Genomic DNA, 16,408 nt, shown 5'->3' on the forward strand with positions numbered 1-16,408 from the left:
TAGCCTTCTACCCTCACCCTTCCACCGCTACGCGCCTCCCTCCCTCTCCCAAGTGGGAGAGGGACTGGCCTTAGCCCTCGGGCGGGATCGGCGCTTCTTCCGGCTTCTCCAGCTGCAACCCGTGCCGCATGAGCATGGGAATGTTGATCATTGCGAAGACGACGGTGATGATTGGAACGCCGGGAAACTTGAAGGTCAACCAAGTAGTCATATCATCGGTCGCTCCTGGCGCGGTGATCCGCCACACCACCTCATTTAAAATCGCCATCGCCACGAAGAACACAGCCCAATTGATTGTAAGCAATCGCCAGCCCTTGGCTGAAAGGCCGGGGTACGCAGTCTCAAGTAGCATCTGAAGCAGTGGCTTGTGGGTTGCGAGGCCGTAGCCGAGAATGATCGCAAAGATCGAGTAGACGATCGTCGGCTTCATTTTGATAAACGTAGAGTCGTGAAAATAAAGGGTGAGGCCGCCGAACACTAAGACTAGTGCGCCGGATATCCACAGCATTGGCGAAACGTGGCGCGTCTTCCACCAACTCAGCGCCATCGCAGCAGCCATCGCGATCATGAAGGCAGCCGTGGCGGCGAATATCCGCTCAAGCGGAGCTCCGGGCACTAAGCTGTTCACCGCGAAAAACACGACCAGCGGGCCGAAATCTATCAGCATGCGGAGGCCGGGGGACGCGGCTGGTTTCATATTTGACGCCATTTCAAAAAAATCCGCTCACCCTGAGCTTGTCGAAGGGTCTTTGCAAAAAGCGGTAGAGTTAAAGAAGGGCCTTCGACAAGCTCAGGCTGAGCGGGGAGAAGTGAACTCTTCCACGCCCGCGATGATCCGCGCAACCTCGTTCGCATCGAACGGGCGGAGATCGTCGACTTTCTCGCCCACACCGATCGCGTGGATCGGGAGGCCGTATTTCTGAGCCGCGGCCACGAGGACGCCGCCGCGCGCGGTGCCGTCGAGCTTGGTCATCACCAGCCCCGTCACTCCGGCGACTTCCTTGAACACTTCGATCTGATTAAGCGCGTTCTGGCCAGTGGTGGCGTCAAGGACGAGGACCACATCGTGCGGCGAAGCGGGGTTGATGCGGCCCAGTACGCGGCGGATCTTGGCGAGTTCGTCCATCAGCTCGCGCTTGTTCTGGAGGCGGCCGGCGGTATCGACGATGAGCACGTCGATGCCCTTTTCGGTGGCCTGCTTGACCGCTTCGAAGACTACGCCCGCGGCGTCACCACCCTCGGGGCCGGTGACGATCGGCACGCCGATACGCTCGGCCCAGGTGCGCAACTGGCCGATCGCGGCGGCGCGGAAGGTGTCGCCCGCGGCGAGCATCACCCCGTAATCCTGTTCGAGCAGAAGATTGGCGAGCTTGGCGATGGTGGTGGTCTTGCCGCTGCCGTTGACGCCGATGACGAGGATGACCTGCGGGCGGGGGAAGGCCGCGATCTCGAGCTTCTTGCTGACGGGATCGAGGACCTTGGCGATCTCCTCCGCGACGATCAGCCGGATGCCGAGCTCTTCGAGGTTGCGCTCGACTTGCGCTTCCTCAAGCCGGCCGCGGATGCGGGCGGCGGTGGCGGGGCCGAGATCGGAGGCGATCAGCGCTTCCTCGATCTCGTCGAGCTGTTCGGTGCCGAGGCGACCGAGGCCGATCCCGGCGAGGTTGCCGATCAGGCGGTCGGAGGTCTTCTTGAAGCCGCCGAGGAGGCGTTCGTGCCAGGAGGGGCCGGTCATGCCCCGACACCGATGAGCTTGCCGTCGTCGATACCCGTCACTGTAACCTCTACGATCTCGCCCACACCCGCTCGTGCTGAGCCTGTCGAAGCACCCTTCGACAAGCTCAGGGTGAGCGGAGTAGGGGCTAGGCGTACTTCGGCGAAATTGGGCGTGTGGCCCCGATCCCCCAGGCGCTCTACCAGCACTTGCTGCTTGCTGCCTATCAGGCTTTGCAGCCAATGCGCGCGGGATTGTGCCGCCGCGGTGCGCAAACGCGCGGCGCGGGCTTTGACGATCTCGGGCTCGACCTGCGGCATCCGTGCGGCGGGCGTTCCAGCTCGCGGGCTGTAGGGAAAGATATGCCCCTGGACGATCTGCGCGTCGGCGATCAGCGCGAGCGTGTTGGCGAACATCGCTTCGGACTCGGTGGGGAAGCCGGCGATCAAGTCGGCGCCGATGGCGATCTCCGGTCGCGCGGCCATGAGGCGCTGGGCCAGGGCCACGCTATCGGCTCGGTTATGGCGGCGCTTCATCCGCTTGAGGATCATGTCGTCCCCCGCCTGGAGCGAGAGATGGACGTGCGGCATGATCCGCGGCTCCTGAGTGAGGAGCGTGAAGAGGCGGTCGTCGATCTCTATGCCGTCAAGCGACGAGAGGCGAAGGCGCTTGAGGGCGGGGATGCGATTGAGGATGCGCTCGACCAGGGCGCCCAGGCTCGGTGAACCCGGCAGATCGGGTCCGTAGCTGGTGAGGTCCACGCCGGTCAGCACCACTTCGGCATGGCTTTCGGCCAGCATGGCGATGCGGTCGATCAGCGCGCCGGCGGGCACCGAGCGGCTGTTTCCGCGGCCAAAGGGGATCGTACAGAAGGTGCAGCGATGGTCGCAGCCGTTCTGGACTTCGACAAAGGCCCGGGCATGGGTGGAGAAGCTGGCGGCAAGGTGCGACGCCGTTTCGCGGACGGCCATGATGTCCTGCACCTGCACCCGCTCGGGTGAGCCCCAGGCGAACGCATCGAGCTTCTCGGCATTGCCGATCACGCGGCTCACTTCGGGCATCGCGGCGAAAGAGGCCGGGTCGATCTGAGCGGCGCATCCGGTCACCACCAGCTCGGCATCGGGCCGCTCGCGATGCGCGCGACGGATCGCCTTGCGGGTCTGCTTGACGGCCTCGTTGGTCACCGCGCAAGAGTTGACGACCACCGTGTCGCGATCGTCCAGCAGGGCGCGGATGGTTTCGCTCTCGGCGATGTTCAGCCGACAGCCGAGACTGATGAGGTGAGGGGATGGCATTGGCGGACGATCTAGGGATGGGCGAAGGGGATGTCCACGCACAGGCGCGCGAAGTGCTGGGCTTCTGGTTCGCGCTGACGCCGGAACAGCATTTCGCCAGGTCCGAGCCGCTCGATGCCGAGATCGGTGAGCGCTTCGGTATGTTGCGCGATGCTGTGCTGGCGAGCGGGGCGGCGGAGTGGCGGGAAAATGCGGATGCCTTGCTAGCGGCGATCATCCTGCTCGATCAGTTCAGCCGGAATATGCACCGTGGCACGGCGGGTGCTTTTGCCGCGGACGGGCTGGCGCTGGAGCTGACATTGGAGGCTATCGGCAAGGGCTGGGACGCCGATATGTCCAAGGAACGCCTCCAATTCCTCTATATGCCGCTGATGCATTCGGAGGGCCGCGAGATGCAGCAGTTGAGCGTGGAAAAGTTTGGCGCGATGGGGGATGCGGACATTCTCGAATTTGCCAAGAGCCATGCCGAAGTGATCGTGCGCTTTGGGCGATTTCCCTCGCGCAATGCGGCGCTTGGCCGCGAGTCAACGTCCGAGGAGATCGAATATCTCAGCCAGCCTGGCGCTGGCTGGTAGCGATCTGTGGGGTGGGGGCGGGGGCGGGCGCTTCCTGATCGGCGGGCACCTGCTGATGTTGTTGCTGGAGCAAGCGGCGCTCGGCGAGCAGGCGGCGGACATTTGTGACCGATAGCGGGCGGCCATAGAGCCAGCCCTGCGATTTGGCGCAGCCGAGCGCGCGCAGCCGCTCTTCGATCTCGACGGTCTCGACGCCCTCGGCGGTGATCGGCAGGTTGAGGCTTTCGCCCAGCCCGACGATCGCATTCACGATCGCGGCCGAATCCGCATTGTCGTTGAGCGACATCACGAAGCTCTTGTCGATCTTGATGCGATCGAACGGCAGCGCCCGCAGATGGGCCAGCGAGGAATATCCGGTGCCGAAATCGTCGAGCGCGAGCCGCACGCCCTGATTCTTCAGGCTGCCGACGATGGATTGGGCCAGCGCCAGATTGTCGAACAGCGAGCTTTCCGTGATCTCGATCTCCAGCCGATTGGCGGGGAATCCGGTTTCGGTGAGCACCTTGATGATCTTCTGCGCGAGCCATGCGTCGCGAAGCTGCCAGGGCGAGATGTTTATCGAGATGCTGAGCGAGGAATCCCAGTCGCGCGCGGCGAGGAAGGACTGGCGCATGATCGAGAGCGAGAGATCGGCGATCATGCCCGTCTCTTCGGCGATGGGGATGAACAGCTCGGGGCTGATCAGCCCGCGTATCGGATGCTCCCAGCGCGCGAGCACTTCGAAACCGTGGAGCCGGCCGGTGGAGAGATCGACCTGCTGCTCGAAATAGGGAACGATCTCTCCGCGCGGGATGGCGGTGCGCAGACCGCTTTCCAGCTCGTTGCGCACCTGAAGCTCGCGCTCCATCGAATGATCGAACCAGGCATAGCGGTTCCGCCCCGATTTCTTGGCCGCATACATCGCGATATCGGCCGAGCGCATCAGTGCATCGATGCTGGCGCAATCGAAATCCGAGCGCGCGACGCCGAGCGAGCAGCTTATGTGTAGCCGAAGCCCCTCGGCCTCGAAGGGCTGGGCCATGCGGTTCACCAGCTTCTCGGCGATCCGCTCGACAAAGCTAGGCTCTGCGGGGTCGAACAGGAAACCGCACGAAAATTCGTCGCCACCCAGCCGCGCCGTCAGCGCGATCGGGGGCATCACGGCCGCGATCTCGGCCGCGACCGCGCGCAGCAGCGCGTCACCGACGGCATGGCCGTGCATGTCGTTGATTGTCTTGAAGTGATCCAGATCGAGCATGAGCATCGCCATCGCCTTGCGGCGGCGAGTCGCGCGGACGAACATCGCCGCGCCTTCTTCCGCGATCGAGCGGCGGTTCAGGAAGCCGGTCAACGGGTCGCGCGCCGCGAGGGCCTGGGCGCGCTCTTCCGCGACAGTGCGGATGCGGACTTCCTGGCTGAGCGCGGCGTGGCGGCGCCATCCGATCAGGATGAGCGCCACGTTGAGAAGCAGGGCAATGACGAGCGTGCGATCGGCAGGCTCGCCGCCCTGGAAATAATGCTGGAGCGTCTTGGACAGCACCGAGCTGCCCGTTCCCACGAATAGCAGGATCGCGGCAACGCTGATCGCGCCCGACAGCAGATTAGGCCGCTCGGTGGGCCCCTCCGCATTGGTCTCGTCTTCGTCATCCAGCGACATAGCCGGGATTCACTCCCCCATAGGACAATGCGGGTGTGCCATGGGAGGGTGTAAATGGAGTTAAGGCGGGGGCGGTTGCGTTTCACCTGGGTGGCCGCTATGTGCCCGCCCATCCGTTCCACGGAACGCGAGACGCATCAGCGCCCACGGGTGCAGGCCGGCCGACGAGGTTTCGTCCGCCGGCTCGCTTTGCGTTTGGCGTTGCGGGCACGAAAACCGGAGTGATTTTGGTCTCATGTTCGAAAGTCTGAGCGAGCGGCTGGGCGGCGTTTTCGAGCGCTTGCGGGGCCGTGGCGCGCTCAACGAAGCCGATGTCCGCACCGCCATGCGCGAAGTGCGGATCGCGCTGCTGGAGGCCGATGTCGCGCTTCCGGTGGCGCGCGACTTCGTGGAGAAAGTGACCGAGCAGGCGATCGGCCATCAGGTGCTGCGCTCGGTCACGCCAGGGCAGCAGGTCGTCAAGATCGTCCATGACGCGCTGATCGACATACTGGGCAGCGACACTGCCGAGCTGGAGTTGGGCGTCACGCCGCCCGCCGTAATCATGCTCGTCGGGCTTCAGGGCTCGGGCAAGACGACGACCACCGCCAAGCTGGCGAAGCTGCTGGCCAAGTCGCAGGGCAAGAAGGTCATGATGGCGTCGCTCGACGTCAACCGCCCGGCCGCGCAGGAGCAGCTGGCGGTGCTCGGCACCCAGACCGACACGGTGACGCTGCCGATCGTCACGGGCCAGACTCCTATCGAGATCGCCCGGCGTGCGATCAGCTCGGCGAAGCTTCAGGGCTTCGACGTGCTGATGCTCGATACCGCGGGCCGCCTGCACGTCGATCAGGCGCTGATGGACGAAATGAAGGCCGTGGCGGATATCGCCAGGCCGGCCGAAATCCTGCTGGTGGTGGATTCGCTGACCGGTCAGGACGCAGTCAACGTCGCCAAGAGCTTCAGCGATCAAGTGCCGCTCACCGGCGTGATCCTGACCCGCATGGACGGCGATGCGCGCGGCGGCGCAGCGCTTTCGATGCGCGCCGTTACCGGGAAGCCGATCAAGTTCACGGGCATGGGCGAGAAGCTCGACGCGATCGAGCCGTTTCATCCCAAGCGCGTTGCGGGCCGCATCCTGGGCATGGGCGACGTGGTCTCGCTCGTCGAGCGGGCGGCGGAGGCGATCGACGCCGAAGAATCCGAGCGCATGGCGAACCGGCTCTCCAAGGGCCAGTTCGACATGAACGACCTGCGCAGCCAGCTCGCGCAGATGCGCAAGATGGGCGGGCTGGGCGCGCTTGCCGGCATGATCCCCGGCATGAAGAAGGCGCAGGCGGCGATGACCAATAGCGGCATGGACGACCGCATCCTGCTGCGCATGGACGCGATGATCACCTCCATGACTCCCAAGGAGCGCGCCAGGCCCGAATTGCTCAATGCCAAGCGCAAGATCCGCGTGGCCAAGGGCAGCGGCACCACGGTTCAGGACGTCAACAAGCTGCTCAAGATGCACCAGGAAATGCAGACGGCGATGAAGCGGCTCAAGAAGATGGGCGGGCTGAAAGGCATGCTCGGCATGCTCGGCAAGGGCGGTCCCGGCGGCGGGATGGCCGGGCTCGGCAATGCGCTGGGCGGCAAGGACATGGGCCCGCAGCTAGGCGAGATGATGGGCAAGATGGGCGGAAACCTGCCCGGCCTTCCGGGTGGGCCGAACCTGCCCCCTGGCTTTGAGAATTTGCTGAAAAAGAAATAAATCAACTCAAGATACCAAGAAGGAATATCTAATGGCTCTCTCTATTCGCCTTTCGCGCGGTGGCTCCAAGAAGCGCCCCTATTACCGGATCGTCGTGGCCGATGCGCGGTCTCCGCGTGATGGCAAGTTCATCGAGAAGATCGGCACCTACAACCCGCTCCTCGCCAAGGATTCGGCGGACCGGATGAAGCTCGACGCCGAGCGCGCGACGCATTGGCTCAAGATGGGGGCGCAGCCGACCGACCGCGTCGCCCGCTTCCTCGACACGCTGGGCGTGAAGGAACGCGCCGCGAAGAACAACCCGAACAAGGGCAAACCGGGCGAGAAGGCCGTCGAGCGTATCGAGGAGCGCGCCGAAAAGGCGAAGGCCGCCGAGGAAGCCGCAGCCGCAGCCGCCGCAGCGCCCGCGCCCGAGCCTGTAGCCGAGGAAGCTCCGGTGGAAGAGGCTCCCGCCGCTGAGGAAGCTCCCGTCGAGGCGGTCGCCGAGGAAGCTGCCCCCGCCGCTGAGGAAGTTCCGGCCCCCGCGGCCGCTGCGGAAGAAGCTCCCGCCGACGAGGCTCCCGCAGCAACCGATGTGCCCGCCGCAGAGGAGGGCGCAGAGGGCCCCGCTGCAGAAGAAGCTCCGACCGCCGAAGTAGAAGCCGAAGCCCCGGCCGAAGAAAAGTCGGAAGGCTGAGGCACTTGCCGGCCATCGTGCGTTTCCTCGGAGCAACCCGCACCGAAGGAGCGCATGATGGCCAGCCAGAACGGCCCCGACGAGACCGAGCGTGAAAACCCCGGCGACACCCAGACCAACCCCTCCGGCGTCTCCAGCGACCAGCCAGCCGAAGGCTCGGACGATGCCCCCGGCCCACAGCCCGGAAGCCCGAGCGGCTGAGCGTTCGGTAACGCTGGCCGCGGTGATCGGCGCGCACGGCATAGCCGGGGAGGTGCGCTTGAAGGTCTTCGCGCAGGATTTCGCGAGCTATAAATCGTTCAACCAGGGCGCTCTGAACCTTATTTCGCTACGTACAGGTTCCAACGGCGCGATCGCGCGGTTCGCGGAAGTAACCGACCGCAATGCCGCCGAGGCACTGCGCGGCACTGCGCTCACCGTGCCCCGCTCGGCGCTGCCGCCGCTGGGAGAAGGCGAATATTACCACCACGACCTGATCGGGCTGCCGGCCATATCCGAGACCGGCGAAGTCCTGGGCAAAGTCGTCGCCATCGACAATTACGGCGCGGGCGACGTGCTCGAGATCGAGCGAGAAACCGGCAAGCGCTTCATGGTGCCGATGCGGCTGGAGGCGGTTCTCGAATGGGATGACGCGCGGCTGGTGGTGGCTGCCGGGTTTGTTGAAGTGTGACCCTCTCTGCCCCTCTGGTTTACTTCCCCGCCGACCATTATATTTCTACCCACTCCGGCAAGACGGTCACGACCTCAGCATAGAGCTGCACGGGATCGTATCCCAGCGCCTTGGCGATGACATAGAACTCGATCAGGTCCACCCGTCTCACTCCGGTCTCGATCACTGAGACGAACTTTTGGCCCTTCCCAAGCCGACGCCCCAATTCCGTTTGGCTCACGCTCGCGTCTTTCCTGGCTTTCACCAGCGCATTCACGAGCACCTTATAGGCGTCCGTGAACATTGAGGTCGGCATGTGCTGGCCCTTCTCGGAGCGTGGTCCAGCGTGTTGATCTATAGACGGTTATGGGATAGATGATAATCGTCTAGTTATTGAGGATGACCGGCGCGTTGGCTAGTCTCCATGTATTTCAATGGAATAGGGGGTAGCTGTGAAGCCAATCTTCGCGTGGGGCGCATTGATCCTGGCACTTCCGTTCATGGTCGGATGCACAACGATCAAGAAAGCGACAGCCGGCCTGTACGGGGCCGTCTTCCCAGGTGCCATTTTTGATCCCAAGAAGTATAAGGCTGTTGCCTTTGACTACGCCACAAGCCCGTCAGCAGCCGAACAAAATCGGCACCAAAACATTAGGTTCGATGGCTACTATTTCGGTGTCACCACTAATGTTTCCCAGCGAGAAATCATCAGCCAACATATCTATGTGACACTCTGTGAAGACCGGGCGCGGCAGCAGTGCGCAACCAAGATCGCGGTCCACGACATAATTCAAGAAAGGTCATGAGCATCCCCCGCGGGTCTCCCGTTACATTCTACGGCCGGGTCGGCGAGATACAGTCGATTGAATATGGGAACTTGAGCGTCACCAATCGTGACGGTTCCCTCAGCAACGCTGTCTTCTATCTCAAGGCCCATCAGATTTTGCCGCGATGAGAGGGCTCAACGGATCGGGGGAGGGGCAATATGAAAAAGGATCAAAGTGCGCCCGTGGCTCACCTGCCTGGCAGGATCAATGTGGCCCTTGGGCTGGGTGCATTGCTCCTAGCAAGCGGGTGTTCAGGGGCAATGGGGAGCTGGCCTACTGAAGAAGAGATGCGTCCTTTAGTTGAACAAGCTCTAATTAAAAATATTTCTTATCAAGAATGTGCGAGCGCTATTGAATTTGGCACGGGTAGGAAAGTTGGCGGGCCAGCTCTTAAATCATTCTCGGTTGTCAAAAAAGGGAACGTAGAGAAGGGTGTTTATCCTGCTATGATAGAGGCGACATATCTGTGCGATCCTACCCAAACATTTGGATCGTCACCTCAGCAAGAAAAAATCTCCACAAAAAGCATGCGCGTGTTATTCCGGAAAGACGAATTCGGGACTTGGCAGAGTTTGTCTCCACAGGACGGTTCTGCATCCATGCCATGAAGCCTTCCGACGTTTTCTAGCGCCGGATCGGTCGCTGCTCGGCCAGCATGTTGCGGATCGTGGTTGCGGCCACGCCGGCTTCGCCCATCGCATGGCTGATCTGGTCGAGGCCCTTGGCGACATCGCCAGCCGCGAACAGCCCGGGGATCGACGTGCGCTGGTGGTCGTCCACTTCCAGGCACCCGTCCTCCGCCGCGCGCGCGCCGGCCATCACCGCCAGCTTGGAGCGAATGCGCGAGCCGAGCGCGGGGTATAGCGTATCGAAAGCCAGACGGCCGTGCGAGGTATCGAAAGCGATGCTATCGCCTTCGATCGCGTAATTCCCGCACGGGCCATCGACGCGCTTGATCCCCGCGGCGTCGAGTTCGCCTTCATGCTCTTCTTCGATCTGGTGCTCGGCATCGGGCGCGATCAGTGTCACATCCGCGCTGTAGCCGCGCAGGAACAGCGCCTCGCGTGCGCCATGACCGCCCGTGCCGATCACAGCGATTTTCCTGTCCGTGACTTCATAGCCGTCGCAGATCGGGCAATAGCGGACCAGGCCGCGCTGCAACGCTTCACCATGGAGCGCATCAGGCATGTCGGGCCGGTGATTGACCACGCCGGTCGCGAGCAGCACGGAACGTGCGGCAACTTCGCGCTCGCCGATGCGGACGCCGAACCCATCGTCGAGAACGCGCAGGCCGGTGACTTCGACCTGCTCGCGCACCGCGCCATATTGCTCGGCCTGGGCCAGCATGCGGGCCAGGAGGTCCCTCCCGGCGATGCCCTCCGGATAGCCGGCATGATTGTGCGTGCGCGGGATCAACGCGGCGCGGCTGTCTCCCGAATCGAACAGCCGGATCGAGAGATGAAAGCGCGCGAGATAGATCGCCGCGGTGAGTCCGGCGGGGCCGGCGCCAATGATGATGCAATCGTCCATCGGCGGCGAAGCGCATGAGGCAGGGAGTGGTTCCTTGACGACCCACGGTGATGTATATACATAGTGTATGCACGGAGGTGGTTATGGCTGAAAAGATTTCAAACCGGGTTCGCGAATTAAATCGAGTGTTCGGGTCGGCACCGTGGCTCAAGCCGATCGACAAAAAGGATTACAGGGTCAAGGTGTTCAAGTCGGGCAATTCGGTCGCGCTTCGGATGCCAGCGGAACTAGGCCTGCTACCGGGTTCTGAGATGAACCTCCGCGTTGAAAATGGTGAAGTCATGTCGCTTGAACGTATCGACCGCCCGAAGCGCAAGTTTAACGTGGCCAAAGTCTGTGGGTCCGCAACCGGCCTCAAGCCAATCAAGGATGAAGATCGCGTCTTTGAAGAGAGGCCTCTGGCTTGGCCGAGCCGAGGCCCGGTTGATCCAGCGTGAAGTACATGCTGGACAGCAATGCGATCATTGCTCTGGTAATGAACAGCAGTGCGCTGATGGTAGCTCGCGCCGCCGAATGCGACGAGGATGATATTGTCACAAGCGCGGTCGCCTTCGCGGAAGTGGCCTACGGCTCGACGCGCGAGAAGCCTCCGGCGCTGGATCAGCTTCGGGCGTTTGTCGAGGAAGTACCGGTGTTGTCGTTCGACTACAAAGCCGCCCTGGCGTACGCAAACCTGCCGTTCAAGCGCGGAGGCTATGATCGCCTTATAGCTGCGCATGCACTTTCGCACGATCTTGTTGTGGTGACTGACAACACGCGGCACTTTGCCGACGTACCGGGGTTGAATGTCGAGAACTGGACCCTGTGACCTTCGCCGCCACGGTCCTCACCCTCTATCCCGAGATGTTTCCCGGACCGCTGGCCATTTCGCTTGCAGGCCGGGCGCTGCGCGAAGGCTTATGGAGCATGGACGCGGTGCAGATCCGCGACTTTGCGACCGACCGCCATCGCTCGGTGGACGACACGCCGGCCGGGGGCGGGGCGGGGATGGTGATGCGGGCCGATGTGCTGGCCGCGGCGCTGGACAGCGTCGCGCCGGGGCGGCCCGTGCTGGCGATGACGCCGCGTGGCGCGCGCCTCACGCAAGAGCGCGTTCGCTCGCTGGCAGCGGCCCCTGGCGTCACCATATTGTGCGGCCGGTTCGAAGGCATCGACGAGCGTTTGCTGGAGGCGCGTGAGATCGAGCAGGTCTCGATCGGCGACTATATCCTCTCGGGGGGCGAGATGGCCGCGCTCACCTTGCTGGACGCTTGCATTCGGCTGCTCCCCGGCGTAATGGGCGCGCCTTCAAGCGGTATGGACGAAAGCTTCGAAACGGGGCTGCTCGAATATCCGCAATATACCCGGCCCGCCATATGGGAAGGGCGCACGATCCCCGAAGTGCTGCGATCGGGGGATCATGCGAGGATCTACGCCTGGCGGAAGCTGCAGGCGGAGACCGATACACGGCTAAGGAGGCCGGACCTTTGGGAGCGCCATGAGGGCGCTCGGGTCAGTTCTCCCTCTGGCGCGCGGCAAAAGAAGGAAGAATGACATGAACGTCATCCAGACGCTCGAAGCTGAGCAAATTGCCAAGTTCAATGAATCGAAGAAGGTGCCCGAATTCCGCCCCGGCGATACGCTGAAGGTCGGCGTGAAGGTCGTCGAAGGCGAGCGCACCCGCGTGCAGAATTACGAAGGCGTGTGCATCGCCCGCTCGAACAAGGGCATGGGCAGCAACTTCACGGTTCGCAAGATTTCGTTCGGCGAGGGCGTCGAGCGCGTCTTCCCGCTCTATTCGCCGAACATCGACAGCATCGAAGTGGTCCGCAAGGGCGTGGTGCGTCGCGCCAAGCTTTATTACTTGCGCGGCCGCACCGGCAAGTCCGCCCGTATCGCCGAGCGCCGCGATGCGCGCCCGACCGCGGAAACGACTGCCGCCGAATAAGTTTGCGGGCGAGAGCCCAGGGGCAAGCGACGGGGCGCGGCGGCATTGGCCGGCGCGCCCCGTTTCGTTCAATCGGCCGCCGCGAGTGCTTCCTTCAGCTGCCTCGCGCGGTCGTGACCGCGCTGAACCGAATCGAAGCATATCCGGATCACGCTGTTTGTGCCGGATGAAATATGCTCGTCGGCAATGGCGCGCTCGAACTCTTCCTTCAGATAATCCTCGCCGCGCTCGACTTCGCTGATAATCGCTTTGTCTCCGCCACCGAGCGCTGACCGAAGGTCCTCGATGCGGCGGTGAATCGCCGCGGCGGTCGAGCCATAATCGGCGGGCGTCCCGCCCAGTTCGCGGCTTCGCGCGGACAGTGCTTCGACCACTTCGCGGCGCTCGGCGGCCATCGAAGTGAAGAACTCGGTATAGCGGTCGCTTTCCGCATGTTCCGCGGAATGCTCATAGCCCTTGATGCTGTCGATCGTCGTGACGATCAGATCGTCGAGTTTCGCGATATCGGTGTTGTCGGACATGTGGTTCTCCCATGCTGTTGTTAAGGAAGAAACTTGCGCGGAGCGGGCTTGCTCCGCGCAAAGAGAGTCAATCGGGGCTTAATGCGCGGCGTAGCTTACGATCTCGAACTCGGTTCCGTCATAGTCGAAGAAATAGAAGCGCCGGCCGGGTTCGTAATCGCCGTGCGAGAAGGGGACCAGGCCCGCGGCGACCACGCGGCGCTCGACTTCGTCGAGGTCATCGACCTGGATTCCGATATGGTTGAGGGGGACGCCCTTCGTGAACTTGCCCGCTATACCCTCCGGCGGGGTGTAGACCGCGAGATATGCGGTGTCGTCGCCGACATGGATCGTGCGGCCATTATCGCGCGCCGGGCCCTGCCAGCGGATACGCCAGCCGAACAGGTCGTGGAGCAATTTCGCCATCCGCTCGGGATCGCTGACGGTGATGTTGACGTGCTCGATAAAGGGAACGGGCATGGGATTCCTTCCTTGCTAGATTGCCATGCCGAGAGCAGCTACAACCTCAACCTAAGTTGAGGTCAAGCGGTAATTTCAGGAGAGCGGATGCCGCGCGGGAACGAGCTTCTTACGATCGGTGAGCTCGCGGCGCGAACGGGACTCACGGTGTCAGCGGTGCGCTTTTACGAGTCAAAGGGGCTCGTTCATCCGATCCGCACCGGGGGCAACCAACGGCGCTTCCTGCGCGCCGACATCCGCCGCATCTCGTTCGCGCTGATTGCGCAGCAATTGGGTTTCACATTGCCCCAGATCGCCGCGGAATTGGCGCGGTTGCCACAGGAGCGCGCGCCGAGCGCGGCCGAATGGAGGCGTACCGGGGCGGGTTTTCGGCGGGTGATCGAAGAGCGAGTCGCGCAGATGCAGCGCATGCTCGACAATCTCGACGGCTGCATCGGCTGCGGGTGCCTGAGCCTGAAGAAATGCGCACTCTATAACCCGCAGGATCGCGCTGCGCGAAGCGGCGCCGGACCCAGGTTCATTACCATCGGGCGGGCAGCGGCAATGGGGACCGATACGCCTTTACCCGCGCACATTCCCCCGCGATAACGCGCTCCAAGGAGACTATGGGATGCGTAAATGGCTGGTTGGATTGGCCCTGTTGGGAGTGCCGGTAGTGGCGAGTAGCGCAGTGGCGCAGGACCTGCCGCTGGAGCGCGTATTCGCCAGTCCCGATCTCGCCGGACCAGCGCCCAGGCTTCCCAAGCTCTCCCCCGACGGGTCGCTGCTGACCCTGTTGCGCAACCGCGCCGACGAGAAGGATCGGTTCGACCTTTGGGCAATGGACACCGCCACCGGGAAATGGCGCATGCTGGTCGATTCGAAGAAGGTAGGATCGGGCGCCGAGCTCTCCGAGGCCGAGAAGATGCAGCGCGAACGCGCCCGGATCACCAACGCCAAGGGCATCGTCAATTATTCATGGTCGAGCGACGGCAAGTCGATCATCGTGCCGCTGGACGGAGACGTCTATCTTGCCGGCACCGACGGCAAGACCAGGCGGCTGACCAATTCGCCGGAAGGCGAACTCAATCCCGCGATCAGCCCGAAAGGCAATTTCTTCAGCTTCGCGCGCGGCCAGAACTTCTTCGTTCAGCCGCTAGACGGTGGCGAGGTTCGCCAACTCACCAGCGATGGCGCAGGCACCGTCCATTGGGGCGAGGCGCAGTTCGTCGAGCAGGAGGAGATCCACCGCTATGACGGCTATTGGTGGTCGCCCGACGAGACATATATCGCGGTCGAGCGCTTCGACGAAGCGCGCGTCGGCGTGGTCAGCCGCGCGGCGATCGGCGCGGACGGCACGCGGGTCTATTCGCAGCGCTATCCCGCGGCGGGCACGCCCAACGCAGTCGTCGACATCTACGTGATGAAACCCGATGGCTCGGGGCGAGTGAAGGCCGATCTGGGCGCCAACGACGACATCTATGTCGCGCGCGTGTCCTGGGCGCCGGATGGCAAGGCGCTGTATGTACAGCGCCAGAGCCGCGACCAGAAGACGCTCGACATGCTCAAGGTCGATCCCGCCACGGGTAAGTCCAGCGTGCTCTTCACCGAGAAGTCGAAGACCTGGCTCAACATCACCGACGCCTATCGCTTCCTGGAGGACGGCAGCCTGATCTGGCCCTCCGAGCGCGACGGCTATCGGCACCTCTATCATTTCAACAAGGGCAAATGGCGCCAGCTGACCAAGGGCCAGTGGGTGGTCAACACGCTTGCCGGCGTCGATGAAAAAGCAGGCAAGGTCTATTTCGTCGCCAACAAGGATACGCCGCTGGAAATGCAGGTCTATTCGATCGACTTGAAGCGCCCCGATGCCGTCACGCGGCTCACCGAGGCGGGCTATTTCAACACGGCCGTGATGAACAAGACCGCGACTCGCTTCATCGTCAGTCGCTCGAACGCCGGTCAGCCGCCGCAATCCTATCTTGCCGATCAGACCGGCAATCGGCTGGCATGGATCGAGGAGAATGCGCTGAGGGAGGGGCATCCTTATCACCCGTATCTCGCGAGCCACCGCGCCCCGCAATACGGCACGCTCAAGGCTTCCGACGGGACCACGCTATATTGGGAAATGATCAAGCCGAAGCTGGAGCCAGGCAAGAAATACCCGGTCTTCGTGGAATATTATGGCGGACCGGGCACCACGCAGCGTGTCGCGCACAAATGGGAAAACCCGCTGGTCCAGCATATCGTCGATCGCGGCTATATCTATTTCCAGATCGACAATCGTGGCTCGAATTTCCGCGGCAAGGCGTTCGAGGATCACCTGTACCAGAAGCTCGGCACCGTCGAGGTCGAGGATCAAATCGCGGGGATCGACTATCTGAAGACGCAGCCCTTCGTCGATGCGGATCGCATCGGCGGCTACGGCTGGTCCTATGGCGGCTTCATGACGCTCAAGCTGCTTGAGGAGCACCCGGGCGTGTTCGCCGCCGCGGTATCGGGCGCACCGGTGGCGAAATGGGGCCTATACGACACCCATTATACCGAGCGCTATCTGGGCGACCCCAACAAGGATCCCAAGGCCTATGCAGCGGCCGATCCGATCGGGGACGCCGGCAAGATCCGCGATCCGATGCTGCTGATGCACGGCATGTCCGACGACAATGTCGTGCTCGACAATTCGACTGTGCTCGCCGCCAAGCTTCAGGCGGAAAACCGGCCGTTCGAAATGATGCTCTATCCCGGCAAGGCGCACAGCGCACCCAAGGACGTGCATGTCTGGACGACGGTGCTAAGGTTCTTCGACCGCCAGGTGAAGGGCCGCCAGAAATAAGCCCTCTCGACGCGATTGTTTGGCACGCGTAACGTTCGCCGGACAATCGCTG

General features: G+C 62.8%; 21 protein-coding genes. 13 read left to right on the top strand and 8 right to left on the bottom strand.

Annotated features, from left to right (window positions below; translation table 11 throughout):
• Positions 1–70 precede the first annotated feature (70 nt).
• The 3 genes from ispZ to mtaB form a co-directional block, all read right to left on the bottom strand.
• Positions 71–667 carry a septation protein IspZ gene (ispZ, locus tag VF617_RS11000; RefSeq protein ID WP_414714022.1) on the bottom strand — a complete coding sequence of 199 codons (597 nt, stop codon included), beginning with the start codon at positions 665–667 and terminating at the stop codon, positions 71–73.
• Positions 668–790: 123 nt separating this feature from the next.
• On the bottom strand, positions 791–1,735 hold the full coding sequence (ftsY, locus tag VF617_RS11005; protein WP_331014936.1) for a signal recognition particle-docking protein FtsY: 945 nt from the start codon (positions 1,733–1,735) through the stop codon (positions 791–793).
• Positions 1,732–3,009: a tRNA (N(6)-L-threonylcarbamoyladenosine(37)-C(2))-methylthiotransferase MtaB gene (gene mtaB / locus VF617_RS11010; protein WP_331014937.1), complete on the bottom strand. Its 1,278-nt coding sequence runs from the start codon at positions 3,007–3,009 to the stop codon at positions 1,732–1,734. Before mtaB ends, ftsY begins: the two co-directional genes overlap by 4 nt.
• On the opposite strand from mtaB, the gene VF617_RS11015 reads away from it, so the two are divergent.
• Positions 3,003–3,584: a DUF924 family protein gene (locus tag VF617_RS11015; protein WP_414714023.1), complete on the top strand. Its 582-nt coding sequence runs from the start codon at positions 3,003–3,005 to the stop codon at positions 3,582–3,584. The two genes, mtaB and VF617_RS11015, sit on opposite strands and share 7 nt — an antisense overlap.
• On the opposite strand, the gene VF617_RS11020 is transcribed toward VF617_RS11015, so the two are convergent.
• Positions 3,559–5,220, bottom strand: a complete 1,662-nt coding sequence (locus tag VF617_RS11020; protein ID WP_331014939.1) for a putative bifunctional diguanylate cyclase/phosphodiesterase — start codon at positions 5,218–5,220, stop codon at positions 3,559–3,561. The two genes, VF617_RS11015 and VF617_RS11020, sit on opposite strands and share 26 nt — an antisense overlap.
• 235 nt (positions 5,221–5,455) lie before the next feature.
• On the opposite strand from VF617_RS11020, the gene ffh reads away from it, so the two are divergent.
• The 4 genes from ffh to rimM are packed head-to-tail and all read left to right on the top strand — an operon-like array spanning position 5,456 to position 8,301.
• Positions 5,456–6,955, top strand: coding sequence for a signal recognition particle protein (gene ffh / locus VF617_RS11025; protein ID WP_331014940.1), 1,500 nt, complete (start codon positions 5,456–5,458; stop codon positions 6,953–6,955).
• Positions 6,956–6,986: 31 nt separating this feature from the next.
• Entirely contained in the window at positions 6,987–7,631 is a 645-nt protein-coding gene (rpsP, locus tag VF617_RS11030) for a 30S ribosomal protein S16 (protein ID WP_331014941.1), read from the top strand.
• Positions 7,632–7,688: 57 nt separating this feature from the next.
• Complete coding sequence (locus VF617_RS11035) at positions 7,689–7,832, top strand: hypothetical protein (RefSeq protein WP_331014942.1); 144 nt, start codon at positions 7,689–7,691, stop codon at positions 7,830–7,832.
• Positions 7,795–8,301 carry a ribosome maturation factor RimM gene (gene rimM, locus VF617_RS11040; RefSeq protein WP_331014943.1) on the top strand — a complete coding sequence of 169 codons (507 nt, stop codon included), beginning with the start codon at positions 7,795–7,797 and terminating at the stop codon, positions 8,299–8,301. Before VF617_RS11035 ends, rimM begins: the two co-directional genes overlap by 38 nt.
• Before the next feature lie 37 nt (positions 8,302–8,338).
• Here rimM and VF617_RS11045 read toward each other — a convergent pair whose 3' ends face one another.
• Positions 8,339–8,596 (bottom strand): helix-turn-helix transcriptional regulator, encoded by a 258-nt coding sequence (locus VF617_RS11045; protein ID WP_331014944.1) that lies wholly within the window; start codon positions 8,594–8,596, stop codon positions 8,339–8,341.
• Positions 8,597–8,732: 136 nt separating this feature from the next.
• Between VF617_RS11045 and VF617_RS11050 the strand changes: the two genes are divergently transcribed.
• Positions 8,733–9,086 carry a hypothetical protein gene (locus VF617_RS11050; protein WP_331014945.1) on the top strand — a complete coding sequence of 118 codons (354 nt, stop codon included), beginning with the start codon at positions 8,733–8,735 and terminating at the stop codon, positions 9,084–9,086.
• Positions 9,087–9,265: 179 nt separating this feature from the next.
• On the top strand, positions 9,266–9,715 hold the full coding sequence (locus tag VF617_RS11055) for a hypothetical protein (RefSeq protein ID WP_331014946.1): 450 nt from the start codon (positions 9,266–9,268) through the stop codon (positions 9,713–9,715).
• Between the two features lie 16 nt (positions 9,716–9,731).
• Here the strand turns inward: VF617_RS11055 and VF617_RS11060 are convergent, their stop codons facing one another.
• A complete protein-coding gene (locus tag VF617_RS11060) occupies positions 9,732–10,637 on the bottom strand; it encodes an NAD(P)/FAD-dependent oxidoreductase (RefSeq protein WP_331014947.1) in 906 nt (301 codons plus the stop codon).
• Between the two features lie 83 nt (positions 10,638–10,720).
• Between VF617_RS11060 and VF617_RS11065 the strand changes: the two genes are divergently transcribed.
• From VF617_RS11065 to rplS, 4 genes are read left to right on the top strand one after another with little or no spacing between them, the layout of a single operon-like run.
• Positions 10,721–11,074: a hypothetical protein gene (locus VF617_RS11065; protein ID WP_331014948.1), complete on the top strand. Its 354-nt coding sequence runs from the start codon at positions 10,721–10,723 to the stop codon at positions 11,072–11,074.
• Positions 11,075–11,079: 5 nt separating this feature from the next.
• The gene (locus VF617_RS11070; RefSeq protein ID WP_331015202.1) at positions 11,080–11,445 is read left to right on the top strand and encodes a type II toxin-antitoxin system VapC family toxin; all 366 of its coding nucleotides are present in this window, start codon (positions 11,080–11,082) and stop codon (positions 11,443–11,445) included.
• Positions 11,442–12,170 carry a tRNA (guanosine(37)-N1)-methyltransferase TrmD gene (gene trmD / locus VF617_RS11075; protein WP_331014949.1) on the top strand — a complete coding sequence of 243 codons (729 nt, stop codon included), beginning with the start codon at positions 11,442–11,444 and terminating at the stop codon, positions 12,168–12,170. Before VF617_RS11070 ends, trmD begins: the two co-directional genes overlap by 4 nt.
• A 1-nt stretch (position 12,171) precedes the next feature.
• Complete coding sequence (rplS, locus tag VF617_RS11080; RefSeq protein WP_331014950.1) at positions 12,172–12,564, top strand: 50S ribosomal protein L19; 393 nt, start codon at positions 12,172–12,174, stop codon at positions 12,562–12,564.
• A gap of 68 nt (positions 12,565–12,632) precedes the next feature.
• On the opposite strand, the gene VF617_RS11085 is transcribed toward rplS, so the two are convergent.
• A complete protein-coding gene (locus tag VF617_RS11085) occupies positions 12,633–13,085 on the bottom strand; it encodes a PA2169 family four-helix-bundle protein (protein ID WP_331014951.1) in 453 nt (150 codons plus the stop codon).
• A 78-nt stretch (positions 13,086–13,163) separates the two neighbouring features.
• The gene (locus VF617_RS11090) at positions 13,164–13,544 is read right to left on the bottom strand and encodes a VOC family protein (RefSeq protein WP_331014952.1); all 381 of its coding nucleotides are present in this window, start codon (positions 13,542–13,544) and stop codon (positions 13,164–13,166) included.
• Positions 13,545–13,631: 87 nt separating this feature from the next.
• Between VF617_RS11090 and soxR the strand changes: the two genes are divergently transcribed.
• Together soxR and VF617_RS11100 are read left to right on the top strand one after the other, a co-directional pair.
• Positions 13,632–14,132 (top strand): redox-sensitive transcriptional activator SoxR, encoded by a 501-nt coding sequence (gene soxR, locus VF617_RS11095; RefSeq protein ID WP_331014953.1) that lies wholly within the window; start codon positions 13,632–13,634, stop codon positions 14,130–14,132.
• A gap of 22 nt (positions 14,133–14,154) precedes the next feature.
• A complete protein-coding gene (locus tag VF617_RS11100; protein ID WP_331014954.1) occupies positions 14,155–16,356 on the top strand; it encodes a S9 family peptidase in 2,202 nt (733 codons plus the stop codon).
• Positions 16,357–16,408: the final 52 nt, after the last annotated feature.

Source organism: Sphingomonas sp. (genome assembly GCF_036388215.1).
Lineage (GTDB): Bacteria > Pseudomonadota > Alphaproteobacteria > Sphingomonadales > Sphingomonadaceae > Sphingomonas.